This window comes from Leucobacter faecis (genome assembly GCF_054456635.2).
This window is the reverse complement of the sequence record NZ_JBTJEP020000004.1, coordinates 166,266-190,908: the sequence shown is the minus strand read 5'-3', so window position 1 is coordinate 190,908 and position 24,643 is coordinate 166,266. Positions and strand designations below refer to the sequence as shown.

The following is a 24,643-nucleotide window of genomic DNA, read 5'->3' as shown; positions in this document are numbered from 1 at the left end:
AGGGTCTTCGATGGCCATGCCGCGCTGTTCGAGGATTGCAAGCTGCTGCGTGTACGTCTTGAACTGTTTAGGGTTCGCCATCGTCACCGCCCGGGAGGAAAAACGAGGACCGGCCCTGGACTCCCACCAAAGTGGGTAGCGGAACCGGTCTTGTTAAATACAAAACTAGCCCATGCCCTCAGAACTTAGCCCAAAGAATCGATCGAAGAAGTCACCCAGCAGCCGGATCACGCGCTGCTTCTTCGCACTGTGGTTCCTGTCCTTCGAAAACCGCGACACCGGCGGCAGCACCTTCGTGATCGCGGTGCCGGTGGTGCGCAGTGCGCCGTCGCGGAACGCCGCTTCTACGAACCGTGCCGTCTCCTCGGGCTTCAGGTTCTCGGACCCAATAATCTCGGCCAGCTCCTTCTCGCGCTGCGCCGCGACGTAGGCCCGCCACTCAGCCTCGATCTCGCCCTTCACCGACACGGAATCTACGAAGTTCTCGATGAGGTCCTTCTTATTGCGTAGGGACGGGCTCGAATCGATCGCACGGCTAATGCCGGCGCGCAGCTCCTGGTCGTCACCGTCGCCGCGTTCTTCACGGTACTTCTGCACGAGCAGCAGAATGTAGTCGACGTTAATCTCGACCTGTTTGATCAGCTCGATCTCGAAGACCACGTCCTCGATGATGGATTCCTTCTCGCTCTGGGCCGCGCGTTTGCGCTCGTTCCACAGGTCGAGGTAGGTGGACTGGTAGTCCTGCCGGTCACGGTCAGAGAGGATCTCGTCGTTTGCGAAGTCATCGAACGAGGTGAGAATATTGCGCAGCTTCAAGATCTCGCCGTAGAGCTTCACGAACTCGACCTGGGCTTCTTCACCCACGATCTGCGCCCCCGGCTGGTACTGCTGCAACAGCTGCGTGACTTTCTCGGCATACTGCTCGAAGTACTCACGGTACGGCCTCAGCAGCACAATCCCTGCAGCGTCCTTATTCCCAAAGAGCGCGATGGCATCGTTCGTCGCTTTCTCGAGGTCGCGAAAGTTCACGATGTTGCCGTACGTCTTCACCGAGTTCAGAATGCGGTTCGTACGCGAATACGCCTGAATCAGCCCGTGACTGCGGAGGTTCTTATCTACCCAGAGCGTGTTGAGGGTGGTCGCGTCGAACCCGGTGAGAAACATGTTCACCACAATGACCAGGTCGAGCTCACGGGTTTTGAGCTTCTGCGAAAGATCTTTGTAATAGTTCTGGAAGCTATCCGAACTCGTATCGAAGCTCGTGCCGAACATGTGGTTATAGTCGGAGATCGCGGTTTCCAAGAATGAACGCGCATCACCCGAGAGGGCATCGGTTTCGAAGCCCTCCTCTTCGAGCAGCCCGTCTTCACTGTCGGGGTTTGCGGCATACGAGAAGATCGTCGCCACCTTAAGCCGCTGATCGGGCAGCAATGCTTCTTGCTGGCTCTTGAACTCTTGATAGTAGGTGCGTGCCGCCGTGATGGAGGCGGTCGCGAAGATCGAGTTGAAACCCTTCACACGCCGCTCACCGAGCGCGTACCCTTCTTGACGTTTCGTTTTCTGGTCGAAGTGTTCAAGAATGTAGCGGGTCACCTGCGACACACGTGCCGGCGCGAGGAGCGCGTTCTCCGTATCAATCGCACTGACTTGTTTATCGCCGGTAGCACCCATTTTGATGGTGTTGATGTAGTCGATGCGGAACGGCAGCACGTTCTTGTCGTTGATCGCATCGACGATCGTGTACGTGTGCAGCTTGTCGCCGAACGCTTGCTCGGTGGTGGCGGGGCCGATGGTTTGAGCACGCCCGGTCTTTGCGGCCGCCAGCGCAGAGTTTTTCACGCCCGGGCTGTTTTCGGGGAAGATCGGGGTGCCTGTGAACCCGAACAGGTTATACCGCTTGAACGCCTTCGTGATGGCAGTATGCATGTCCCCGAACTGCGAGCGGTGACACTCATCAAAGATCAGCACCACGTGGCCCGCATACACGTCGTGGCCCTTGTTGCCGCTGATGAAGTTGGAGAGCTTCTGGATCGTCGTAATGATGATCTTCTTCGACGGGTCTTCGAGCTGGCGTTTCAGCACCGCCGTCGATGTGTTTGAGTTCGCAGACCCCTTCTCGAAGCGGTCGTACTCCTTCATCGTCTGGTAGTCGAGGTCTTTACGATCGACCACGAAGAGCACCTTGTCCACGCTGCCCACGCGCGAGGCAAGCTGCGCTGTTTTGAATGAGGTGAGGGTCTTGCCGGATCCGGTGGTGTGCCACACGTATCCGCCTGCGTCACGGGTGCCGAGGGTTTTATAGTTTGTCGAGATGTCGATCCTCTGCAGGATCTTCTCGGTCGCCACGATTTGGTAGGGGCGCATCACGAGCAGCAGCCGGTCCTCGGTGAGCACGCAGTAGCGGGTGAGGATGTTCAGCAGGGTGTGTTTCGCGAAGAAGGTCTTCGCGAACGCCGTCAAGTCGAGGATCGGCTTGTTGCGGGCATCGGCCCACCACGACGTGAACTCAAAACTGTTCGACGTCTTCTTGGTGCGGCGCGAACCCGTTTGGTCAGTGACGTGCTGGCGGCGGGTGGTGTTTGAGTAGTACTTGGTTTGCGTGCCGTTCGAGATCACGAAGAGCTGCACGTACTCGAAGAGACCGGAGCCTGCCCAGAAGCTGTTGCGCTGGTATCGGTCGATCTGGTTGAACGCTTCACGAATCGGCACCCCTCGCCGCTTTAGCTCCACATGCACCATCGGCAGGCCGTTCACCAGGATGGTGACGTCGTACCTGTTTGAGAAGGATGCGCCGGCAGTGGTCTCATCTGCACCGTGGCCGCGGTCGACCGCGTACTGGTTGATGACCTGGAGTCGGTTGTTGTGAATGTCGCGCTTATCGAGCAGGGTGATGTTCTTCGTTGAACCGTCATCGCGCGTGAGGAGTTGTTTCGTGTCGTCCTCTTGCAGGCGAGCCGTCTTCTCGGCAATACTTTCGTTGCTGCTGGCGAGCACACCATTGAAGAACCGCTGCCACTCTTTGTCTGAGAACCGGTAGTCGTTCAGCGCCTAGAGCTGAGCACGCAGGTTCACGATGAGATCAGTCTCGCTCGTGATGTGCACGCGCTCGTAGGCTTGAGACTCGAGCTGACGAATGAACTCGTTCTCAAGCTGCGACTCCGACTGATACGACGCTTGATCGCGCGGGTCAGGTTCGTACTCGACTACAACGGTCGACTCGCCACCAAACGCGATCAGGTCGTAGTTCACGCTCGAGCCGGTCATACTGCCGCCTCCAACTCTTTGAAGGTGAGGAGCTTGTCACGGTAGTACTCGTACTGCTGGCGACGAGCCGCCAACTCAGCAGGCAGACCAACGCTGAGGTCGTTCACGAGGGCGTCGAACTTGTCGAGGATTCCGACGATGCGGCGCTGCTCGTCGAGCGGCGGAACCGGTATCGGGAAGTCCTTGATGAGCTTTGCATTCAAGTCAGCCCGAGCGCCTCGCCCAAGTGATTTAAGTTCTTCATATTTCGAACTCACCCAGTAAAAGACGAAGCGGTAATCTGCACGGGCTTCGTCGATCTGGAGGTTACAACAGTGCTGGTTCGTTGTGAGTGGAATCTTATTGATTGCGGAACGAGCAGCTGTTGCACCTGAGATGGCGACGATCACACAGTTCTCCTTGATCCATGACACACCGGTGGTCTTCAACGCCTGCTCAGTGATCTTGACTTCTGTGTCCCAGATCTCGCCGAACGTCACTTCCCCGGTGCGAAGCCAAGGAATAGTGCCGTCCTCGTAAAATTCTCGCTTGCCCGCTTTGGGTGTAGCGCCAGAAGACACTCGTTCGCTGATCGCCCCAAGGGTGCTCCACTCGGCTGACTGTGCGGTCGTCATGAGTTCTTGACGGTAGTGCTCGTATTGCTGTTTGCGGGCTTCCAGCTCCGCTTCCAGCTCCGCTTCCAGCTTGCTGAACGTATCCAGCACCTCGACGATTGCACGCTGCACCTCAAGTGGGGGCACCGGAATAACGATCTTAGCGAGTGATGCGCCAGAAATGCGGCGGACCTTCGTGCCAGAGATATGACGTCGCTTCTGGTCTTGGAACTGCTCCGATTGAAAGTAGTAGGCAACATACTTGGGATCAAGCTCGTGACGGTAAATATAAGCGTCGCCGCTAAGCACAACGCTTGAATCACCGAGCCAAGCGGTTGCTTTCGCCACGGCTTCGTCATCTTCACTAGTCGTCGCAATCAGCAAGTCACCAGTGTGAGCATGTCGAAGTTTTGCAGCAATGTCAGGAGTCGTAAATGACACCGCTTCTGTCACCCATACGCCATATCGCGTGTGAATTTGTCCGTAATGAATCGCAGGGATTCCTTCGTCGAACAAGTCCTTCTTTTGCAAACCGTTGCCGCGAATAAACTCACCGACTGCCCCAAGAGGCTTGTGCTCCACACCATCGGGACAGTGCTCCGCGATCAGGTCATCGATCCGGCTCATCGGCCCTCCTCCGTCAGCATGCGAATGATGAGTTCGACCATCAGTTCTTTCTCTTTCGGGTCGCTCATCGCGACCAATAGGGTGATCGCCGCGAGCGCGTTGTTTGACACGCGTGCGCGCCCTGCCGCATCGTGCAGCGCCTCATTGTGCGCCAAGAACGTCACGAACAGGGCCGCGGCGCTGCGCTTATTGCCGTCTGACAGCGGGTGATCTTTCACAATCAGGTAGAGCAGGTTGGCTGCTTTCTCTTCGACCGTGGGGTACAACTCAAGACCCGCGAACCCCTGGTAGATCGTCGCCACGATACCGGCGAGCGCGTCACCGCGTTCACGGCCAAGCAGGGCATCTGCTGGAAACTCTGCCGCTACCTGTGCCACCACAGCCCGCGCCCCTTCGAGCGTGAGCTGCCAGCCGGGCACCGCCCGCGGCTGAGCCGCAAGCCGGGCGTTGTCGTAGTCGCGCAGCAACGTGAGCCCGGGTAGATACCCCGCCACTACTTCGGCGACCCCAGCGATCAGCTCGTCTGAAGAGCGCGCAAGAATCTGCACGACCTGCCCGAGCTCGTGCAGCCTGCGCTCGTTGACGGCTACCCCCTCGATCAGATAGCTTCGCAGCACCCCAGACGCCCAAATGCGAAACTGTGTAGCAGTCTTGCTCTTGACCCGGTAACCAACCGACAAAATCGCGTCGAGGTTGTAGTGTCGAACCTGCCGCCGAACCGTTCGCGAACCTTCATTTCGAACCTGTAAGAAATCCTTACTAGTTGCCTGGTCGTCGAGTTCGCCCTCATCAAAGACATTGCGCAAGTGGATAGTGATGTTCTCACGAGTGGTTTGAAACAGCTCTGCGATTTGTTGCTGGCTCAACCACAGCGTTTCGTTCTCGAGGCGTACATCAAACGCCGGCGAACCATCGTCTCGAATATACGAGACTACTTCGCCCGCGGTGCGTTCGTTTGCCTGCGACTGCTCGGTCATGAGAATGTCTCCTCTATCACTATGCGCACGGCTTCTTGGTTATTTGAAGGTGCCCGACACCTCAGACATTGCGCCCCGCGCCTTCGAGATCGGCCACGATCGCGTCGATCTTGGTGCGCAATTGAGCCTGGCTGGCGACGATGTGCGCGATCCGGCTATTGAGTTCAGTAATGTCGATGACCTCGCGGGTGTCTTCGGCCTCGACGTAGGAGGACACAGCGATGTTGTAATCGTTCTCTGCGATCGCGCTGTTCGCGACCGTGGCTGCGAAGTGATCCTGGTGCTCACGTTCTTCAAGAGCCACAAGAATCTTCTGCAGGTTGCCTGACGCGAGCTTGTTCTTGTTGCCGCTGCGCACGAACTCTGCCGACGCATCAATGAACAGCACGTCGTTCGTCTTCTTCGACTTCTTGAGCACGATGATGCAGGTGCCGATCGTGGTGCCAAAGAACAGATCCGGCGGCAGCTGAATCACGGCCTCAACATAGTTGTTGTCGATGAGGTACTTGCGAATTTTCTTTTCAGCGCCGCCGCGATACAGCACACCGGGGAACTCGACGATCGCGGCGGTGCCGTCGGTCGCGAGCCAGTGCAGCATATGCATCGTGAACGCGAGGTCTGCCTTCGACTTCGGCGCCAGCACACCAGCAGGGGCGAAACGCGGGTCGTTGATCAGCAGGGGGTTAGCATCGCCCTCCCACTTAATCGAGTATGGCGGGTTCGAAACGATCGCTTCAAACGGTTCGTCGTCCCAGTGCGCCGGCTCGAGCAGGGTATCGCCGAGCGCAATGTCGAACTTCTCATAGTTCACATCGTGGAGAAACATGTTGATGCGAGCCAGGTTGTAGGTGGTGAGATTGATCTCTTGACCGTAGAAGCCACCGACGTTTTCTTTGCCGAGCACCTTCGCAAACTTCAGGAGCAGTGACCCAGAGCCAGCAGCAGGGTCGTACACCTTGTTGACGCGCGTCTTGCCCATCGTGGTGATGTGCGCGAGCAGCTCAGACACTTCTTGCGGGGTGTAGTACTCGCCACCAGACTTACCGGCGCTCGAAGCATACATCTGCATCAGGTATTCGTACGCGTCACCGAACAGGTCAATCGAGTTGTCGGCGAACTCGCCCCCAAGCGGGAGGCTACCGATCGCATCGAGCAGCTTCACGAGCTTCTCATTGCGCCTCGCAACCGTACTCCCCAGCTTCGAGCTATTCACGTTCAGATCGTCGAAGAGCCCCTTCAGATCGTCTTCACTGTCGGTGCCCACGGCGGAGCCCTCGATATCGCGAAAGATTGACTCGAGGGTCTCGTTCAGGTTCTCGTTTGATGCAGCCTGCCCCCGCACGTTCTCGAACAGCTCAGATGGCTTAATGAAGAAGCCCTTCTCAGCGACGATCTCATCGCGCGCGAACTCGGCCTCTTCATCTGAGAGGTGGGTGAAGTCAAAGTCGGGTGCGCCTGCTTCGCGCTCACCCTTGTTGATGTAGCTTGTGAGGTTTTCGGAGATGAACCGGTAGAACAGCATGCCGAGCACATACGACTTGAAGTCCCAACCATCGACTGAACCGCGCAGGTCGTTTGCGACCTGCCAGATGGTTTTGTGGAGCTCAGCTCGCTGCTGTTCTTTCATACCCTGTGTCATCGACTTTCTTCCGTGCAGCGTTGCACTATGAACGCGTAGCTGCCTGCAAGCTCTAACCGTATCGTCAGGCACCGACATTCGGTGCTAATGCGAAAACCCCCACTCGGAAGTACCGAGTGGGGGTCATATGGTGGGCCCGGCCGGGATCGAACCGACGACATCCACGGTGTAAACGTGGCGCTCTACCAGCTGAGCTACAGGCCCTCGCTCGCCGAAGCGAACTCCATAATCATATGGGCGTTCACCCCGGCTGCGCGAATCGAGAAATCCCGCGCGCGTCGCGCGTTACGCGATGGCCGCGAGAGCTTCCTTGTACGACGCGAAGTCGCGGGCCTCGCCGGGAGCGGTTTCGAACGCGGCGAGCACCTTGCGGTCTTCGCCGATCACGAAGGTTGCACGCGTGGCAATGCCGGCCTCCTCAACGAAGACGCCGAACTGCTTGGCGACTTCGCCGTGCGGCCAGAAGTCAGACAGGATCGAGAACTCGTACCCCTCGGTCTCTGCCCACGCCTTGAGCGTGTACACCGAGTCGACCGAGATGCCGACGAGGCGAACCTTGCTGTCGGCGAAGATCGACAGGTTGTCGCGCAGCTCACACAGTTCTCCCGTGCAGATCCCCGAAAAGGCGAGGGGGAAGAAGACGAGCGCAACGGGGCCCTCTGCGACGAGCTCTGAGAGAGTCAGTTCTTCACCGTGCTGGTCTGACAGCGTGAACTCGGGGGCCTGGGTTCCTACTGCGAGTGACATCTATGCTCCGTTCTTGACGCGTTGCGCCATTCGATTCTTCGGTCACTCCCACCCTAGCCACAGGGCAGGCACCCGTGCACGGCGAATTTTGTGCGCACATTGACACTTTCAACCATAGAATGCACGCTTTTATCGTGGATATTCGCTAGTCTGGTAGGTGGCCCGCGAATCAGCGGGATCGCCCGTGCCGCACTTGCGCAAGAACCCGCGCAACCCCGGCACGCAGCATGGTGAATGGAGCACAATCTTGGCTGTGAACACACAGGATCCCTACGCGCCGGATCAGGACGATGTGGATCCTCAGGAAACCGCAGAATGGCGTGAGTCACTCGACGCAGTAGTCGATGAGCGTGGCCCCGCCCGTGGCCGCGAGATCATGACGAGCATGCTTGCGCGCTCGCGTGAGCTGCGCCTCGGCGTGCCGATGGTTCCGACCACCGACTACGTCAACACAATCGCGGCGGGCGACGAAGCGCCGTTCCCCGGCAACGAGGAGCTTGAGCGCCGCTACCGCTCATGGATTCGCTGGAACGCTGCGGTCACAGTGCACCGCGCACAGCGCCCCGGCATTGGCGTCGGCGGCCACATCTCGACTTACGCGTCGGCGGCGTCGCTGTACGAGGTCGGATTTAACCACTTCTTCCGCGGGCAGGATCACCCCGGCGGCGGCGACCAGATCTTCATTCAGGGCCACGCCTCCCCCGGCATCTACGCGCGCGCGTTCCTCGAAGGGCGCCTGTCTGAAAAGGATCTCGACGGGTTCCGTCAAGAGAAGTCGCACGAGGGTCACGCTCTGCCGAGCTACCCGCACCCGCGCAGCCTGCCCGACTTCTGGCAGTTCCCCACCGTATCGATGGGCCTCGGCCCCATCAACGCGATCTACCAAGCGCAGCTGAACCGCTACCTGACGAACCGCGGCATCAAGGACGCCTCGGACCAGCACGTCTGGGCGTTCCTCGGCGACGGCGAGATGGACGAGGTCGAGAGCCGCGGCCAGCTGCAGGTCGCAGCTAACGAGGGCCTCGACAACCTCACCTTCGTGATCAACTGCAACCTGCAGCGTCTCGACGGTCCCGTGCGCGGCAACGGCAAGATCATTCAGGAGCTTGAGAGCTACTTCCGCGGCGCAGGCTGGAACGTCATCAAGGTTGTGTGGGGTCGCGAGTGGGACGACCTGCTCGAGCGCGACACCGAGGGTGCGCTGCTGAACGTCATGAACACCACGCCCGACGGTGACTACCAGACCTACAAGGCTGAGAGTGGCGGCTACATTCGCGACAACTTCTTCGGCAAGGACGAGCGCGCCGCTCGCCTCGTCGAAGACATGACCGATGACGAGATCTGGCAGCTGCGCCGCGGCGGCCACGACTACCGCAAGGTCTACGCCGCGTACGCCGAGGCACTCGCCCACAAGGGTCGCCCCACCGTTATTCTCGCGAAGACGGTCAAGGGCTACGGCCTCGGCCCCCACTTCGAGGGGCGCAACGCGACGCACCAGATGAAGAAGATGACGCTTGAAGACCTCAAGCTCTTCCGCGACACCATGCACATCCCCATCACCGATGAGCAGCTCGAGGCAGATCCGTACCAGCCGCCGTACTACCACCCAGGTAACGACGATCCGGCCATCCAGTACATGTTCGAGCGTCGTCGCGCGCTGGGCGGCTACGTGCCCGAGCGTCGCAGCACGCACAAGGAGCTCACTCTCCCCGAGCCCAAGTCTTACGCCATCGCGGCGAAGGGCACGGGCACGCAGGAGGCCGCGACCACGATGGTGTTCGTACGCATGCTCAAGGACCTGATGCGCGACAAGGGCTTCGGCCCTCGCTTCGTGCCGATCGTTCCCGACGAGGCGCGCACGTTCGGCATGGACGCGTACTTCCCCTCGTCGAAGATCTACAACCCGCACGGTCAGAACTACGCGTCGGTTGACCGTGAGCTGCTGCTCGCCTACAAGGAGAGCCCGCAGGGCGTCATGCTGCACGTGGGCATCAACGAGGCTGGCGCTACGGCCGCGTTTACCGCGGTCGGCACCTCGTACTCGACGCAGGGTGAGCCGCTCATTCCCATCTACATCTTCTACTCGATGTTTGGGTTCCAGCGTACCGGCGACGCCTTCTGGGCTGCCGGCGATCAGATGGCGCGCGGCTTCATCATTGGCGCCACCGCCGGCCGCACCACGCTCACCGGCGAGGGCCTGCAGCACGCTGACGGCCACTCGCTCGTGCTCGCGAACACGAACCCCGCGGTCGTCTCGTATGACCCGGCCTACGGCTACGAGATCGGTCACATCGTGCGATCCGGCATCGAGCGCATGTACGGCGGAATCCACCCGGATCCCAACGTCATGTACTACATGACCGTGTACAACGAGCCGATCGTGCACCCGGCAGAGCCCGAGGGCACCGACGTTGAAGGCATTGTGCGCGGTATGCACCGTGTGCAGGCGGGCGAAGCTGACGGCGTGAAGGCGCAGATTCTCGCCTCGGGCGTGGCTGTTCCCTGGGCTCGCGAGGCCGCAGAAATCCTGGCCCGCGACTGGGGCGTCAGCGCCGATGTGTGGAGCGTGACGAGCTGGTCAGAGCTGCGCCGCGACGGCGTCGATGCAGAGAAGCACAACTTCTTGCACCTCGATGAGACCCCGCGCGTACCCTACGTCACGCAGCGCCTGCAGGGCTTTGAAGGCCCCGTTGTGGCCGTCAGCGACTGGTCGACCGAGGTTCCCGACCAGATTCGCCAGTTCGTGCCCGGTGACTACTCGGTGCTCGGCGCAGACGGCTTTGGCTTCTCTGACACGCGCGCTGCCGCGCGCCGCTTCTTCCACATCGACCGCGAGTCGGTCGTGGTGAAGGTGCTGCAGCGCCTCGCTGCGCAGGGCAAGATCGCGGCCGACGTGCCGCGTCGCGCCGCCGCGCAGTACCGCCTGCTCGAGGTCAACGCCGGTACGACCGGCGGTGCGGGCGGGGACGCGTAACACACACCTATGGAGGGCACGAAGGAGCAAGAGCTCGCCTGGCTGCGCAGCATCACAGGCGAGCTCTCCACCCGCACGATCACCCGGCTCGACGACACGCTGCCGTGGTACGGCAACATGCCGCCGAGCCGGCGGTCGGCCGTCGGCCTCGTCGCGCAGACGGGTATCTCCTCGTTCATTCAGTGGTACGAGGATCCGACATCTACGCCGTGGATCGCGTCTGACGTGTTCAGCGCGGCCCCGCGTGAGCTGCTGCGCTCGATCAGCCTGCAAGAAACTCTGCAGCTGATTCGCGTCGTCGTTTCGGTTGTTGAGGAGCGGGTTGCCCCGCGCAGCGAGGCGTTGCGCGAGGCCGTGCTGCACTACTCGCGCGATGTCGCTTTCGCGGCCGCCGACGTCTACGCGCGCGCCGCCGAGGCGCGCGGCCTCTGGGACGCGCGCCTCGAGGCGCTCGTCGTCGATTCGATCCTCACGGGCGAAAGCGACGACGAACTTCCCAGCCGGATCGCGGCGCTCGGCTGGCACGGCGACGGTGAGGTGGCGGTGCTCGTGGGCACCGCCGAGCGCGTCGTCGACGTCGATCAGCTGCGCCGCAACGCCCGTCACGCGGGTGCCGACGCGCTCATTGGGCTGCAGGGCACCCGGCTGGTGCTGGTGCTCGGCCGCGTTGACCCGGCAAGGCTCCCCCAGCACCAGCAGGGCGCGGCTGCAGAAGAGCTCAGCTTCATCGAGATCTCGTCTCGCCTGGCGAGCGGCTTCTCAGACGGCCCCCTGGTGCTGGGCCCCACCGTCGACAACCTGATAGATGCTTCTCGTAGCGCCCGCGCCGCCCTGGCCGGGGTGGCCGTGGCGCGGTCGTGGCGCCACGCCCCGCGGCCCGTGAACGCAGACGACCTACTCCCCGAGCGCGCGCTCGCGGGCGACGGACTCGCCCGGCGCACGCTCATTGAACAGATCTACGAGCCGCTGCAGGCGCACTCGACCGAGCTGCTTGAGACGCTGTGGTGTTATCTCGACAACGGCCGTTCGCTCGAGGCCACCGCGCGTGAGCTGTTTGTGCACCCCAACACAGTGCGATACCGGCTCAAGAAGGTGTCTGAAGTGATTGGTTGGAACGCGACCGGCGCCCGTGAAGCACTGATCTTGCAGTCGGCATTGATTGCGGGTTCCATCGCGCAGCACGGACCGAAACGCCCCACGACACCCAAGAAATGAAGCTATTCCACAATGAATTCCCGAATTTATGGTGGGTTATATGCAGTCATTCCGGTCTCCATCTGAGAAACTGTAAAGCGTGATTGTTATCGCCTGCCCGGGTCAGGGCTCACAGACCCCCGGTTTCTTGAACGAGTGGCTTGCCCTCGACGGTGCCAGAGAGTTTATTGCTGAGGCGTCAGAACGCTCAGGCGTAGACCTCGCTACGCACGGCACCGTGAGTGACGCTGACACGATCAAAGACACCGCCGTCGCGCAGCCGCTCATTGTGGCCGCGAGCCTGCTCGCTTGGCGCGAGCTTGAGGCACGCACCTCGCTCGCTGGCGCAGGCGTCGCGGGTCACTCCGTCGGCGAGTACGCCGCGGCCGCGGCCGCTGGCGTATTGACCCCGGGCGACGCCCTGTCGCTCGTAGGCACCCGCGGCCGCGCAATGGCCGAGGCGGCCGGGCGCGAACGCACCGGCATGGCCGCCGTCGTCGGCGGCGTCGAGGCCGACGTCTTGGCCAAGATCGAGGCGCACGGCCTCACCCCCGCCAACCGTAACGGTGGCGGGCAAACGGTCGCGGCGGGCGCGCCCGAGGCGCTTGCCGCGCTCGCTGAAGACGCCCCGCGTGGCGCACGCGTCATTCCGCTGCAGGTCGCGGGCGCCTTCCACACGAACTACATGGCGTCTGCGGTCCCCACGCTGCAGCAGGCAGCGGCGGGCGTGAGCGTCAATGATCCGGATCGCCCGCTGTGGACCAATGCTGACGGCACGCGTGTCGCTTCGGGCGCGAAGTTTCTTGAGCTGCTCGTGTCGCAGATTGCGCACCCGGTGCGCTGGGACGCGTGCATGGCGAGCTTCCAGGAGGCCGGTATTACCGGACTCATCGAGCTTGCCCCTGCGGGCGCACTCACGGGCATCGCCAAGCGTGCACTCAAGGGCGTGCCCACCGTGGCAGTGAAGACTCCAGCCGACCTCGATGCCGCGATCGCGCTGATCGCCGACACGGCCAACTAAGGCCGACCGAAAGGACTCCCATGGCCCCCCTCGTGCAGCCGACAGGCCCCGCTCACACCCGCATCCTCTCGATAGGTGCGGCACGCGGTGACGTTGACGTGCCCAATGACGACATCGTCGGCCCGATCGACTCCTCAGATGAGTGGATCAGGCAGCGCACCGGCATCATTCAGCGCCGCCGCGCGAGCGAGCACGTGGGAGCGGTCGACCTCGCCGTTGCCGCGGGCGAAGAAGCGATCATCAAGTCGGGCCTCGACCGCAGCGACATTGATGGCGTCATCATTTCGACCATCTCGAACGTCGCGGTCACGCCCTCGATGGCCGCTCTCGCAGCGCACCGACTCGGTCTCACCCCCGCGGCAGCCTTCGACATCTCGGCCGCGTGCGCCGGGTACGTGTACGCCGTGGGGCAGGCCGACGCGCTCGTGCGCGCGGGTAACTGCAAGAACGTGCTCGTCATCGGCGCAGAGAAGCTCTCTGACATCATTGACCCGACCGACCGCAGCATCTCATTCTTGCTCGCAGATGGCGCCGGAGCCGTCATCGTGGGTGCGAGCGACCACACCGGCATCGGCCCCACCGTGTGGGGCTCAGACGGCGAGAAGTGGGACACGATTCGCGTGACCTCCACGTTCCAGGAGTACCGCGAGAACCCCACCGAGGTGGCGTGGCCGACGCTGCGTCAAGACGGCCAGACCGTGTTTCGTTGGGCGGTGTGGGAGATGGCAAAGGTCGCTCGCCGCACGCTCGAGGAATCAGGGATCAAGCCAGAAGAGCTCGCCGCGTTTGTGCCCCACCAGGCCAACCTGCGTATCATCGATGAGTTCGCGAAGCAGCTGAAGCTGCCCGAGTCGGTCATCGTGGCCCGCGACATCGAGATGCAGGGCAACACGTCTGCCGCCTCAATTCCGCTCGCGCTGCACGCGCTGCGCGAGGAGCACCCCGAACTGTCGGGCGGTCTCGCCCTGACCATCGGTTTTGGTGCTGGCCTCGTGTTTGGCGCGCAGGTCGTCGAGATCCCCTAAACTTTTACAGCCACAACCCATATTCAAGGAGAAACAACAATGGCATTCAGCAACGAAGAGGTCCTCGCAGGCCTGGCCGAGCTCATCAACGACGAGACCGGCATCGCCGCAGACGTTGTCGCACCGGGCAAGTCGTTCACCGATGACCTCGACATCGACTCGATCTCGATGATGACCATCGTCGTCAACGCAGAAGAGAAGTTCGACGTCAAGATCCCCGATGAAGAGGTCAAGAACCTGAAGACCGTCGGCGACGCCGTCGACTTCATCGTGAAGGCTCAGGCCTAAGCGTTTTCCCGGCGGGGCGCGATAGCGCCCCGCCCCCAAAACTTTTCACCTACGTGGAGCACTCACACATGACGAAGAAGATTGTCGTTACCGGCATCGGCGCATCGAGCCCCATTGGCGGCACCGCATCCGAAAGCTGGGACGCACTCCTCGCCGGAGCCTCCGGAGCCGCCACCCTCGACAACGACTGGACCGAACAGTACGACCTCTCGGTCGCGTTCGCCGCTAAAGCGAAGGTGCAGCCGGGCGAGGTTCTCGCCCGCCCCGTCGCGAAGCGCCTTGATCCTTCAAGCCAGTTTGCGCTTGTCGCCGCGATGGAGGCGTTTGCCGATGCGGGAAGCCCCGAGCTGCCGCACGAGCGCCTTGGCGTCGATTGGGCAACCGGAATTGGCGGCCTGTGGTCGCTGCTTGACGCGTGGGACACCCTGCGTGAGAAGGGCCCGCGCCGCGTTCTGCCGTTGACCGTGCCCATGCTCATGCCCAACGCCCCCTCCGCCGCCGTGTCGATGCACTTTGAGGCTCGCGCCTACGCGCGCACCGTAGCCTCGGCGTGCGCGTCGAGCACCGAGGCGATCGTGAACGCCTACGAGCACCTGCAGGCCGGCTACGCCGACGTGGTTATCGCGGGCGGATCTGAGGCGGCGATTCACCCGATCACGCTCGCATCGTTCAACTCGATGCAGGCGCTGTCAAAGCGCAACGATGACCCTGCGACCGCGTCGCGCCCGTACGATGTGAGCCGCGACGGTTTCGTCATGGGTGAGGGCGCTGCGGCGCTCGTGCTCGAGACCGAAGAGCACGCGCTCGCGCGCGGCGCGCGCATTTACGCCGAGATCGCGGGCGGCGGCGTAACCGCTGACTCGTACCACATCACCGCCCCCGAGCCCGAGGGCAAGGGAGCCAGCCGCGCAGTTGAGCTCGCGCTCGAACAGGCCGGCGCGACCGCTGCCGACGTGACGCACATCAACGCGCACGCGACGTCGACTCCCGTGGGCGATATCGCCGAGTACACGGCGCTCAAGCGTGTCTTCGGTGATCGCGTACACGAGATTCCCGTGTCTGCCACGAAGGCGGCCACCGGTCACCTGCTCGGTGGCACCGGCGCGCTCGAGGCGATGTTCACGGTGCTCGCGGTGCGAAACCGCGTCGCTCCCCCCACGATCAACCTCACCGAACAGGATCCCGAGATCCCGCTGCAGGTGTCGGGCGAGGCGCAGGCGCTGGGCGATGCCCCGCAGCTGGCGATCTCGAACTCGTTTGGGTTTGGCGGCCACAACGCGGTTCTCGCGGTGCGCTCCTACAACTAATTCTCGTGCTTTGCGCCGCGGCCGCGGCACCCCTGACCCGCGTGGGTTACGGTGTGTTGCGGCCGCGGCGTCTTGCGTGAGCGACTCGCGCTGTCACACGATACGGTAACTATTATGAAGCCCTTTCTGCTCATCACCACGCGCGGTGAAGACACTGAGGCCGCAGATGAGCACGCGGCATACTGCCGTCTCACTGGCCTGCTGCCTGAGGACCTTGAATGGCGCCGGATCGAGTCGGGCCCGCTCGGCCCCATCGACTTCTCGGCGTATTCGGGCATTATTCTCGCGGGCAGCCCCTTCACGGTGAGTGAACCCGATGAGCTGAAGTCGCCGACTGAACGGCGGGTTGAGCAGGAGCTTGCGCAGCTGCTCACCGAGGTCGTGCGACGCGACTTTCCGTTTCTGGGGGTCTGCTACGGGATCGGCACGATTGGTGCGCACCAGGGGGCGCGCGTCGATCGCACCTACGGTGAAAGCTCGCAGGCCGCTCGCATCACACTCACTGACGCGGGCCTTATCGACCCGCTGCTACACCAGTTGCCCGCCACATTTGACGCGTTCGTGGGGCACAAAGAAGCAATCACCGAGGTGCCCGACACGATCACCGTGTTGGCGAGTTCTCCCACCTGCCCCGTGCAGGCGTTTCGCGTGGGAGACAACGTGTATGCCACCCAGTTTCACCCCGAGCTCGATACCGCATCGTTCACGTCACGGGTGCGCGCGTACGCGCACCACGGCTACTTTGAACCGAGCGAGGTAGACACGATTGTCGCGGGCGCCGAACGCGCCGATGTGCGCGCGTCACACATGGTGCTGGGCCGATTCGTTGAAGAATACATTTCTTCTGGCGACCGCTAAGGGACCACATCAGTAGGCTGATTCGTCATCCTGCGCGAGCGTAGCGAGTCGCAGGATCCACAGTTGATTCTGCGACTACGCGCAGAATGACACAGGCCCCGCTGGCGACCGCTAGGGGCGGACAGGGACGCAGGGGCTCTACCAGGGCGAGCTCAACAGCAAGATTGATCGGCTCGCCAGCGCGCTGAGACCGACACTCCCAAACTCCCCCGCGCTCAGCATCAGCGCCGGGCTATCGCCGACCCATGCGGCCAACGCCAGTACGCACGCTCCGCCGAGCAAGATCCAGCCGCACATCGCCAGCCCCACCGAGACTGATCGCCCCAGCATGGCCTGGCCGCTCGCCGTCACGGGCTTGAGCAGGCAGACGAGCGAGAAGGCCAAGGCTCCCAGCGCGACTCCCCCGAACACGTCGCTTGGCCTGTGCCACCCAAACGCGAGCAGCTGCCACCCCACGGCGCCCAACAAAGCCGTGCTGCCGAGTGCCACAATCGCCCTACCGCGGGCCGGCACCGCCCAGATGAGGCCCGCCATGAGCGCCATAAACACGGTCATGTGTCCGCTCGGAAACGTGTTGGGCAGGTCGAGTTCAAAGAGCGCAGGCCTGGTGAGCAGCTGCTGTTTGAGCAGCTGCGACGCGATGATCGCACCGGCGGGAACAACGGTCACCACGATCGCCCGGCGCACGCCGTGTACTGCGAGGGCGATGACGCCCACGATAATCAGCGCTACCGCGACCGAGGGAATCGATACCAGGTTGAGCGGTGGCGGCGGGCTCGTCGTAAACTCGGCCGCGTCGAGCACGCTCTCCTCGGCCCGTTGACCGAGCTCGTTGCGCACTCCGAGCACGTACGAGCCGACACCCAGCGCTGCCCAGAAGATCGTGAACCACAGCGCCCGCCGGCGCCCCCTCACCCTCTGCACGGCGTCGCTCACCGCCCCGCGGCGGCTACGACAGCGGGAGCCGCCGCACGGGCCTGTGCGTCGCCCGTGCGCACCGCCCACAGCGCGAGCGCCGCCGCTGTGGCGACGTTCAACGAGTCGACGCCGTGCTCCATCGGAATCACGACCGAGCGTGCCGCCGAGGCGAGTGCCCTGCGGCTGAGCCCGGGCCCCTCGGTGCCAAACATGAGGGCCAGGCGATCCGGAATATCACCAACAAACTCAGCAAGGTCTTGGGCGTCGTCACGCAGCGCGAACGCGGTGAGCTCGTAACCCTCCTCGCGAAACATCGGGCCCGCCTCGCGCCAGTCTGGCAACCGCGCCCACGGCACCTGCAGCACCGCCCCCATGCTCACGCGCACCGCGCGGCGGTAGAGCGGGTCTGCGCAGCCGGGCGACAGCAGCACGGCATCGACTCCGAGCGCCGCGGCAGACCGAAACACAGCGCCAACGTTCGTGTGGTCGGCCAGGTCCTCGAGCACGACGACGCGTCGCGACGCGCGCAGCAGCTCCACCGGATCGAGCGGTGTCGGCCGGTGCATCGATGCGAGCGCACCGCGGTGCATGTTGAACCCGGTCAGCTGCTCGAGCTGTTCAGAGGTGCCAACGTACACGGGCACGTCGGGGTAAGCCGCGAGCACCGGCTCCATCTGTTCAAGCCACACCTCGGCGAGTAGCACCGCCCGAGGCCGGTGCCCCACGCGCAGCGCACGCTCAATCACCTTGGGTGATTCGGCGAGGTAGAGACCCTCGGCGGGCTCGCGCACCCGCCGCATCGCCACGTCGGTGAGACCCGTGAAATCGGTCAGCTCGGGAGCGTGGATGTCGGTGATGCGAATGATGTTCACGCTGTTACTTCTTCCGTCAAATGCCAGATCACAAACGCTACCGCGTCCTCGACCGCTTCATAGTGCACCAGGTGGCCCGTGCCGGGAATAATGCGCAGCGTCGCCTCGGGAATGCGTCGCTGCAGTTCGAGCTGCTTGGCGAGCGGCGTGATGTCGTCACGGTCACCCGCCACGATGAGCGTCGGCATGGTGTACACCCGCGCGTCTTCAATGACGGTGTGCGACACCGACGCGCGAAACGCGTCGAGTAGCGTCGCGGCATCGGCGAACCGGCTGAAATAGGCGCCGTGTTGCCCGTGAATCCACGCGCGCAGTTCGCGGTCGCGGGTCTTCGCCATGACTTCGCTCATGCCGCGCACGATCGCAGGGTTGCCCAGCAGTGCGCGGGCACCGCGCTCGGGCAGCATCTCGGCCAGCTTGTAGTAGCCAATGGCGAGCTGCGTGAGGAGCGCCTGCGGCCCTTCGAGCGCGGGCGCAGAAATCGGGTTGATCAGGATCGCGCGCACGGGGTCGAGTCCGCCCTTGATGGCGGCTGTCACGACGAGCGACCCAAAGGAGTGCCCTAGGATCGCGAACCCTGTGGGTGCTGTGGCCGCTGCGAATGCGCGCAGCCACTCACCGTAGAGTGCAATGTCGTGCGTGCGGCCGCCGATCGCGGGCGAAGCACCAAAGCCGGGCAGATCAGGCACGATGATGCGCAGCTCGGGCCGCGCCTTGGCGAGCGCCTGCGCGATGCCTTCGAGCCCGTGGTGATCGCCGCGAAACCCGTGCACCATGATGAGGGCCGGGCCTTCGGCGCTGCCGTACTGCCAGGCTTTCGTGGGCGCGCCGAGCACCTCCACGGTCAGATGCTGCGCGGTGTCACTCACTCCCCCATCGTAGCGAGCAGCCCTGGCAGGGTTCTGGGCTGGCCGCCCCAAAGCTCTGGGCCGGGCGTGTCGGTGGCGGCCGATAGCATCGACATAACGAAAGGAACTGACGTGACCAAAACACTTCCCCTCTGGGCCACGCACCTTGCCGTCTTTGACACAGAGACCACGGGCGTTGACACCTCTCAGGCGCGCATCGTGAGCGCCGCCATTGCGCTCCTCGGGCCAGCGGGCGAGGTGCTCGAGCGCTATGACTGGCTTATCGACCCGGGGGTGCCTATTCCCGACGCCGCGGCGAACGTGCACGGCATCACGACCGAAGTCGCGCGCGCCAGCGGCATGGATGCGGCCGTCGGTGTCGCCCAAATCGTCTCGCAGCTGCGCGAAATGCTCGACCGCGGCTACCCCGTTGTCGCCTATAACGCGCCGTTCGATCTGACCCTGCTCGCCGCTGAGGCCGCCAGGCACGGGGTCGCCTGGCCCGAGCAGGTCACGCCCGTGCTCGATCCGCTGCTGCTCGATAAGCAATTTGACCGCTACCGCAAGGGCAAGCGCACCCTCGAGGTCGTCGCGGCTCACTACGGTATCGAGCTTGGTCACGCGCACGACGCGGGCGAAGATGCTATTGCGGCCGGCCGCGTGCTGCAGCAGATCGCTCTCAAGTACGCCGATGTCGCGCCGCCCGAGCTCGACGAGTTGCACGCCGCGCAGGTGGGATGGTCTGCAGCGCAGGCCGAAAACTTTCAGGCCTACATGCGCCGCGCGCGCGACCCACAGTTTGTCGCCGACGGGCGCTGGCCGCTGCGGGCCTAGCTCGCGGGCGGGTACCCGGGCTCGCGGGCTGGGCTCGCACCCGGGCCCCCGGGCTCGCGGGCTTAGCTCGCGGGCCCGCCCGCGTGCTGAACTGCTTTCGCGCATAGCAAAGCGGGGCCGGATCCCAAGGATCCGGCCCCGCTTTGTACGCAGCAGCTGGTTAGGCGCCGAAGCCCTTGAAGCGCTGGTTGAACTTCTCGACGCGGCCGGCCGAGTCCATGATGCGCTGCTTGCCCGTGTAGAAGGGGTGCGATGCGCTCGAGATCTCGACGTCGATGACGGGGTAGGTCACGCCATCAAGCTCGATGGTCTTTGCGCTCGACAGGGTCGAACGGGTGAGGAACGTCTCTCCCGATGCGAGGTCGCGGAAAACGATTGCGTTGTACTCGGGGTGAATCTCGGTCTTCATGAGTGTTCCTTTAAGTTGTTTGCCTGGATGGGAGCGTGTAACAGCACGCTCCGAGGTCTTGGGATGGCGCGGATTACCGCACAGCGATCTAGTTTAGCAGACGTTCGCCAGCGTCGTGCTAGCCACGTGCGGTCGCCGCATAGCGCCCGTTCGTCTCGGTGAGCGCGAGCGGCAAACCAAACGTCGCTTCGAGGTTTTCTGCGGTGAGGGTCGTGCTGATGGGCCCGGCCGCCTGAATGTGGCCGTCGCGCACCATGAGCACGTGCGTGAACCCGGGCGGAATCTCTTCGACGTGGTGGGTGACCATGATCATGGCCGGGGCATACGGCGACTGTGCGAAGCTCGACAGGATCTCGATGAGGCGCTCGCGCGCGCCCAGGTCGAGGCTCGCGCTGGGCTCGTCGAGCAGCAGCAGCTCGGGGTCGGTCATCACGGCCCGGGCGATCATGGCACGCTTGCGCTCGCCATCGCTGAGGGTGCCAAACGCGCTGTCTGCGAACGCCGAGAGGTTCCACTCTGCGAGCACGCGATCGGCCTGCTCAATATCGATCTCGTCGTATTGCTCACGCCAGCGGCCCTCAACCGAGTAGGCGGCGGTGAGCACGACGTTGCGCACGGTCTCCTGCGGCGGAATGCGTCGCGCCGAGGCAGAAGACACGAAGCCGATGCGCGTGCGCAGCTCAAACACGTCCACCTTGCCGAGGCGTTCGCCGAGCACGTCGACGGTGCCGCGTGTCGCGAAATCCTGTGTCGTGGCGAGCTTCATGAGCGTCGTCTTGCCCGCCCCGTTCGGGCCGAGCACCACCCAGCGCTCTGAATCCTCGACCGCCCAACTGACGTTGTCGAGAATCGGGCGTTGGTTTCGCACGTATGAGACATCAGTGAAGCGCAGCACATTGGTCATGAACTACAGCCTAACGACTTCGCGCGCGGGCGCCGGCATGGCACGCTGCATAGACTGGAGTCATGACCGTTGCTCCCCTTGTTGTGCTTGATTGTGATTCGACGACCATTCAGGATGAGGTGATCGAACTCATCGCCGACGCGGCGGGCAGCCGCGAGGCGGTCGCCGAGGTGACCGAGCGTGCCATGCGTGGCGAGCTCGACTTCGCCGAGAGCCTGCGCGAGCGCGTGGCGACACTCGCGGGCACACCCGAATCGGTGTTCGCCGACACCTACGCTCGCGTGCGCCTCACCCCGGGCATCACCGAGCTCATCGCCGAGGTGCACCGCCGCGGCGGCAAAGTGGGCGTCGTCTCGGGCGGATTTCACGAGGTGCTCGACCCGCTCGCGAAAGATCTGGGGCTCGATTTTTGGCGCGCTAACAGGCTCGAAGTGGTCGACGGGCAGCTGACAGGCCGCACCGTCGGCCCGATCATCGACGCCACCGCCAAAGCCGAAGCGCTGCAGGAGTGGGCCGCATCGAGCGGCCTCCCGCTGTCAGCTTCTGTCGCGATCGGCGACGGCGCCAACGATCTCGAGATGATGAAGGTGGCGGCCCTCGGGGTGTCGTTTAACGGCAAGCCCGTCGTCGTAGAGCGTGCCGACGAGGCGATCGAGGCCGATCTGTCGCGCGCGATCCCGCTGCTCGACCGCCTGAGCTAACACGCACGAAGCTGCCTCGCTCAGCTCCGCGCCACACATACGAAGCGCCGCTGGCATCTTGATCCGGATCGAGATGCCAGCGGCGCTTCGTGCTGTGTGTGCTTAGTGCGTTGGGAGTTAGTGGCCCATGCCGAGGCCGCCGTCGACCGGGATCACTGCGCCCGAAATATAGCCCGCGTCATCGCCCGCGAGGAACGATGCCGCGCCCGCGATCTCGGCCACCTGACCGAACCTGGCGGCGGGGATCGAGGCGCGGTACTGCTCTTGCTGTGCCTCGGGCAGAGCCGCGGTCATGTCAGTCTCAATGAACCCGGGAGCGATCACATTGGCGGTGATGTTGCGTGCGCCGAGCTCGCGGGTGAGCGAGCGGGCGAAGCCTACAAGCGCGGCCTTCGAGGACGAGTAGTTGATCTGACCGGGTGAGCCGTAGAGCCCCACGACGCTCGAGATCAGAATGACACGCCCGAAGCGACCCTTCAAGAGCCCCTTCGCCGCGCGCTTCACGACGCGGAAGGTGCCCGTGAGGTTCGTGTCGATGACGCTCGTGAAGTCCTCCTCGGTCATGCGCAGCAGCAGCGTGTCTTTCGTGATGCCGGCGTTGGCCACGACGACCTCAACCGGGCCGTACTCTGCCTCGACCTGCGAGAAGGCCGCGTCGATTGATGCCGCGTCCCCCATGTCTGCGCGCACGGTGAGTGAGCCCGCGGGGCCTTCGCCCGAACGAGCGGTTACGGCTACGCGGTGGCCGTCGGCGAGCATGCGCTCTGCGATGGCATAGCCGATGCCTCGGTTGCCGCCCGTAACGAGAACGGTGCGCGATGTAGTCATGAAGGTCCCTCCGTAGGTGAAAGTCTCGCTCTAGCTTATGCGACCGTCATCGCTGCACCCGATATGGGCAGCGTGGAGTATGAGCCGGGCTTGGGTGAGGTCTCAGCCGAACAAAGTAAACTGGGGTGGTTGAAGAGGGAGCGCATGAGTCAGGAATATCGCGTCACATCGGCGGGTGTGAGTGCGGCAGAGGACCGGTCGCACCGCATGCGCATGTACTTCATTGCCATGGCACTGCGCGTGGTGTGCGTGGTCTCGCTTTTTTGGGTGCACGGCTGGTGGATCATCATTCCCGCCGTCGGCACGGTCGTGCTGCCCTGGTTTGCTGTGATGGTGGGTAATGCCGTCGCGCAGGGCACGCGCGAGGAGTTTGACGCGGCCGAACCCCTCGAGATTCGCGCTCCCGTCGAGCCCGAGGCGGCTCCCGAGCCCGAATTGATCGTGCTCGACGTCGAACCCACACGGCGCAGAGAGCGCCCCGCGCCTGCTGCTGGAGCAGAGACGGCGGCTGCGCCTGTCGCTGAGTCGGAGCCAGAACCTGAGCCTGAGTCGGAACCCGAGTCAGAGCCTGAGTCGGAACCCGAGTCAGAGCCTGAGTCAGAGTCTGAGTCAGCGTCTGACGCCGAGGGCGCAGCGTGAGCGGCGTGATCTCCCCCGGTGTACTCGGCGGGGACGCCGCCCAACGCTTCGAGTGCTCTCGCGCGGGCTGCCGCGACGAAGCAGCCTTTGCGCTGCTGTGGCGCAACCCCAAGATTCACGCGATTGACCGCCGCAAAACCTGGCTCGCCTGCGAGCCACACCTGGAGTACCTGCGCGAGTTTCTTGCCGCGCGCGACTTTCCGCTCGAGGTACGCACCATTGAGGAGCTTGATGACTGACACGCAGACCGTCCAGGCCCAAGGCCCTGGCGTGGAGGCCAGCGCACAGCCTGGCTGGAGCTTCTTGCGTTCTCGCCGCTGGGCGGGCTACTTTGCGATGTTTCTCGTGTTCTCAATTGCATGCGTGTGGCTCGGCAATTGGCAGTTCGATCGCCGCGCCCAGGCGCGCGCCGAGATCGCTCGCATCGACGCGAATTACGGGGCACCTGCTGTCGAGCTGGCCACGGAACTCCCCGACCCTGCAGTGTTTGATGAGAGCGTGCAAAAGTGGCGCACTGTGAGCGTGACGGGCGAGTATGCGGGTGACCCGGTGCTTGCGCGCAACCGGCCAGGGCCCGGCGGCGTCGGCTCCGACCTCATTCAGGGGCTACGAACCACCGACGGTCGCGTGTTCTATGTCAACCGTGGCTGGGTGCCCGTCAACGGCAACGAGGCCGAGGCCGACAACTTTGACACGGCACAGCTCCCCGCGGCCCCCACCGGGCCCGTGACGGTCGAGACACGGCTACGCGCTTCTGAACCCGAAATCACGGGCCGCTCGGCGGGCGAGCGCACGGTAGCGAGCATCGATGTGCCCGCGATCGCGCAGGTAACCGGCGTTGACGGTGAGACCTATCTTGGCGCCTACGGCATGCTCATCACCGAGACGGGCAGTGCCGCGACGGGCAGTGCAGATACGGGAACTGCCGAGCACGGCGTACTGCCCGCGAAGCCCGAGCGCGACGAGGGGCCGCACCTGTCATACGCACTGCAGTGGTACATCTTCATCCTGATCGCGGCGATCGGTGTCGGGTATGCCGCCCGCCACGAGTATCGCTCGCTCAACGCTGGCAGTGATGTGGTGCGCGAGCAAGATCGCCGCACCGCCCTGCGCAAGAAGCGACGGGGCCCCAGCGATAATGATGAAGAAGACGCGCTGCTCGACGAGTAGTTACAC

Annotated in this window: 24 protein-coding genes and 1 tRNA gene; 12 read left to right on the top strand and 13 right to left on the bottom strand. The window is 63.4% G+C overall.

Going from position 1 to position 24,643, the window contains the following annotated elements:
* Positions 1 to 165: 165 nt before the first annotated feature.
* From ACXR2T_RS05195 to ACXR2T_RS05165, 7 genes are all read right to left on the bottom strand, one after another.
* Positions 166 to 2,994, bottom strand: coding sequence for a type I restriction endonuclease subunit R (locus ACXR2T_RS05195; protein WP_458837829.1), 2,829 nt, complete (start codon positions 2,992 to 2,994; stop codon positions 166 to 168).
* A 54-nt stretch (positions 2,995 to 3,048) separates the two neighbouring features.
* The gene (locus ACXR2T_RS05190; protein ID WP_458837828.1) at positions 3,049 to 3,264 is read right to left on the bottom strand and encodes a hypothetical protein; all 216 of its coding nucleotides are present in this window, start codon (positions 3,262 to 3,264) and stop codon (positions 3,049 to 3,051) included.
* A complete protein-coding gene (locus ACXR2T_RS05185) occupies positions 3,261 to 4,484 on the bottom strand; it encodes a restriction endonuclease subunit S (RefSeq protein WP_458837827.1) in 1,224 nt (407 codons plus the stop codon). Before ACXR2T_RS05185 ends, ACXR2T_RS05190 begins: the two co-directional genes overlap by 4 nt.
* Positions 4,481 to 5,461: a virulence RhuM family protein/type II toxin-antitoxin system death-on-curing family toxin gene (locus ACXR2T_RS05180; RefSeq protein ID WP_458837826.1), complete on the bottom strand. Its 981-nt coding sequence runs from the start codon at positions 5,459 to 5,461 to the stop codon at positions 4,481 to 4,483. The genes ACXR2T_RS05185 and ACXR2T_RS05180 overlap by 4 nt, the downstream gene beginning before the upstream one ends.
* A 61-nt stretch (positions 5,462 to 5,522) precedes the next feature.
* Positions 5,523 to 7,100 (bottom strand): type I restriction-modification system subunit M, encoded by a 1,578-nt coding sequence (locus tag ACXR2T_RS05175; protein WP_458837825.1) that lies wholly within the window; start codon positions 7,098 to 7,100, stop codon positions 5,523 to 5,525.
* A gap of 128 nt (positions 7,101 to 7,228) precedes the next feature.
* Positions 7,229 to 7,304: transfer RNA gene (locus ACXR2T_RS05170), tRNA-Val, on the bottom strand.
* A gap of 81 nt (positions 7,305 to 7,385) precedes the next feature.
* Entirely contained in the window at positions 7,386 to 7,847 is a 462-nt protein-coding gene (locus tag ACXR2T_RS05165; protein ID WP_458812703.1) for a peroxiredoxin, read from the bottom strand.
* A 247-nt stretch (positions 7,848 to 8,094) separates the two neighbouring features.
* Here ACXR2T_RS05165 and aceE point away from each other — a divergent pair, with 247 nt between their 5' ends.
* The 7 genes from aceE to ACXR2T_RS05130 all read left to right on the top strand — a co-directional run bounded on the left by aceE (position 8,095) and on the right by ACXR2T_RS05130 (position 16,514).
* Entirely contained in the window at positions 8,095 to 10,821 is a 2,727-nt protein-coding gene (aceE, locus tag ACXR2T_RS05160) for a pyruvate dehydrogenase (acetyl-transferring), homodimeric type (RefSeq protein WP_458812701.1), read from the top strand.
* A 9-nt stretch (positions 10,822 to 10,830) separates the two neighbouring features.
* Positions 10,831 to 12,036 (top strand): PucR family transcriptional regulator, encoded by a 1,206-nt coding sequence (locus ACXR2T_RS05155; protein WP_458837824.1) that lies wholly within the window; start codon positions 10,831 to 10,833, stop codon positions 12,034 to 12,036.
* A gap of 79 nt (positions 12,037 to 12,115) precedes the next feature.
* Entirely contained in the window at positions 12,116 to 13,036 is a 921-nt protein-coding gene (locus tag ACXR2T_RS05150; RefSeq protein WP_458812697.1) for an ACP S-malonyltransferase, read from the top strand.
* 20 nt (positions 13,037 to 13,056) lie between these two features.
* Entirely contained in the window at positions 13,057 to 14,061 is a 1,005-nt protein-coding gene (locus ACXR2T_RS05145) for a beta-ketoacyl-ACP synthase III (protein ID WP_458812695.1), read from the top strand.
* 39 nt (positions 14,062 to 14,100) lie between these two features.
* Positions 14,101 to 14,349, top strand: a complete 249-nt coding sequence (locus ACXR2T_RS05140; RefSeq protein WP_458812693.1) for an acyl carrier protein — start codon at positions 14,101 to 14,103, stop codon at positions 14,347 to 14,349.
* Positions 14,350 to 14,417: 68 nt separating this feature from the next.
* The gene (locus ACXR2T_RS05135; RefSeq protein ID WP_458812691.1) at positions 14,418 to 15,656 is read left to right on the top strand and encodes a beta-ketoacyl-[acyl-carrier-protein] synthase family protein; all 1,239 of its coding nucleotides are present in this window, start codon (positions 14,418 to 14,420) and stop codon (positions 15,654 to 15,656) included.
* A 114-nt stretch (positions 15,657 to 15,770) separates the two neighbouring features.
* Complete coding sequence (locus tag ACXR2T_RS05130; protein ID WP_458812689.1) at positions 15,771 to 16,514, top strand: glutamine amidotransferase; 744 nt, start codon at positions 15,771 to 15,773, stop codon at positions 16,512 to 16,514.
* A 138-nt stretch (positions 16,515 to 16,652) separates the two neighbouring features.
* Here the strand turns inward: ACXR2T_RS05130 and ACXR2T_RS05125 are convergent, their stop codons facing one another.
* The 3 genes from ACXR2T_RS05125 to ACXR2T_RS05115 are packed head-to-tail and all read right to left on the bottom strand — an operon-like array spanning position 16,653 to position 19,173.
* Complete coding sequence (locus ACXR2T_RS05125) at positions 16,653 to 17,438, bottom strand: phosphatase PAP2 family protein (protein WP_458837823.1); 786 nt, start codon at positions 17,436 to 17,438, stop codon at positions 16,653 to 16,655.
* A gap of 8 nt (positions 17,439 to 17,446) precedes the next feature.
* Positions 17,447 to 18,304 carry a TrmH family RNA methyltransferase gene (locus ACXR2T_RS05120; protein ID WP_458837822.1) on the bottom strand — a complete coding sequence of 286 codons (858 nt, stop codon included), beginning with the start codon at positions 18,302 to 18,304 and terminating at the stop codon, positions 17,447 to 17,449.
* The gene (locus tag ACXR2T_RS05115; protein ID WP_458837821.1) at positions 18,301 to 19,173 is read right to left on the bottom strand and encodes an alpha/beta fold hydrolase; all 873 of its coding nucleotides are present in this window, start codon (positions 19,171 to 19,173) and stop codon (positions 18,301 to 18,303) included. Before ACXR2T_RS05115 ends, ACXR2T_RS05120 begins: the two co-directional genes overlap by 4 nt.
* 111 nt (positions 19,174 to 19,284) lie before the next feature.
* Here ACXR2T_RS05115 and ACXR2T_RS05110 point away from each other — a divergent pair, with 111 nt between their 5' ends.
* Positions 19,285 to 19,986, top strand: a complete 702-nt coding sequence (locus ACXR2T_RS05110; RefSeq protein ID WP_458837820.1) for an exonuclease domain-containing protein — start codon at positions 19,285 to 19,287, stop codon at positions 19,984 to 19,986.
* Positions 19,987 to 20,146: 160 nt separating this feature from the next.
* Here the strand turns inward: ACXR2T_RS05110 and ACXR2T_RS05105 are convergent, their stop codons facing one another.
* Positions 20,147 to 20,395: a type B 50S ribosomal protein L31 gene (locus ACXR2T_RS05105; protein WP_458812679.1), complete on the bottom strand. Its 249-nt coding sequence runs from the start codon at positions 20,393 to 20,395 to the stop codon at positions 20,147 to 20,149.
* A gap of 118 nt (positions 20,396 to 20,513) precedes the next feature.
* A complete protein-coding gene (locus ACXR2T_RS05100) occupies positions 20,514 to 21,299 on the bottom strand; it encodes an ABC transporter ATP-binding protein (protein WP_458837819.1) in 786 nt (261 codons plus the stop codon).
* Positions 21,300 to 21,361: 62 nt separating this feature from the next.
* Between ACXR2T_RS05100 and serB the strand changes: the two genes are divergently transcribed.
* A complete protein-coding gene (serB, locus tag ACXR2T_RS05095) occupies positions 21,362 to 22,000 on the top strand; it encodes a phosphoserine phosphatase SerB (protein ID WP_458812675.1) in 639 nt (212 codons plus the stop codon).
* Between the two features lie 117 nt (positions 22,001 to 22,117).
* Here serB and fabG read toward each other — a convergent pair whose 3' ends face one another.
* Entirely contained in the window at positions 22,118 to 22,828 is a 711-nt protein-coding gene (gene fabG / locus ACXR2T_RS05090) for a 3-oxoacyl-ACP reductase FabG (protein WP_458837818.1), read from the bottom strand.
* A gap of 144 nt (positions 22,829 to 22,972) precedes the next feature.
* On the opposite strand from fabG, the gene ACXR2T_RS05085 reads away from it, so the two are divergent.
* The 3 genes from ACXR2T_RS05085 to ACXR2T_RS05075 are packed head-to-tail and all read left to right on the top strand — an operon-like array spanning position 22,973 to position 24,637.
* Positions 22,973 to 23,467 (top strand): DUF3099 domain-containing protein, encoded by a 495-nt coding sequence (locus tag ACXR2T_RS05085; RefSeq protein ID WP_458837817.1) that lies wholly within the window; start codon positions 22,973 to 22,975, stop codon positions 23,465 to 23,467.
* Complete coding sequence (locus ACXR2T_RS05080; protein WP_458837816.1) at positions 23,464 to 23,706, top strand: hypothetical protein; 243 nt, start codon at positions 23,464 to 23,466, stop codon at positions 23,704 to 23,706. Before ACXR2T_RS05085 ends, ACXR2T_RS05080 begins: the two co-directional genes overlap by 4 nt.
* Entirely contained in the window at positions 23,699 to 24,637 is a 939-nt protein-coding gene (locus tag ACXR2T_RS05075; RefSeq protein WP_458837815.1) for an SURF1 family cytochrome oxidase biogenesis protein, read from the top strand. The genes ACXR2T_RS05080 and ACXR2T_RS05075 overlap by 8 nt, the downstream gene beginning before the upstream one ends.
* Positions 24,638 to 24,643 lie beyond the last annotated feature (6 nt).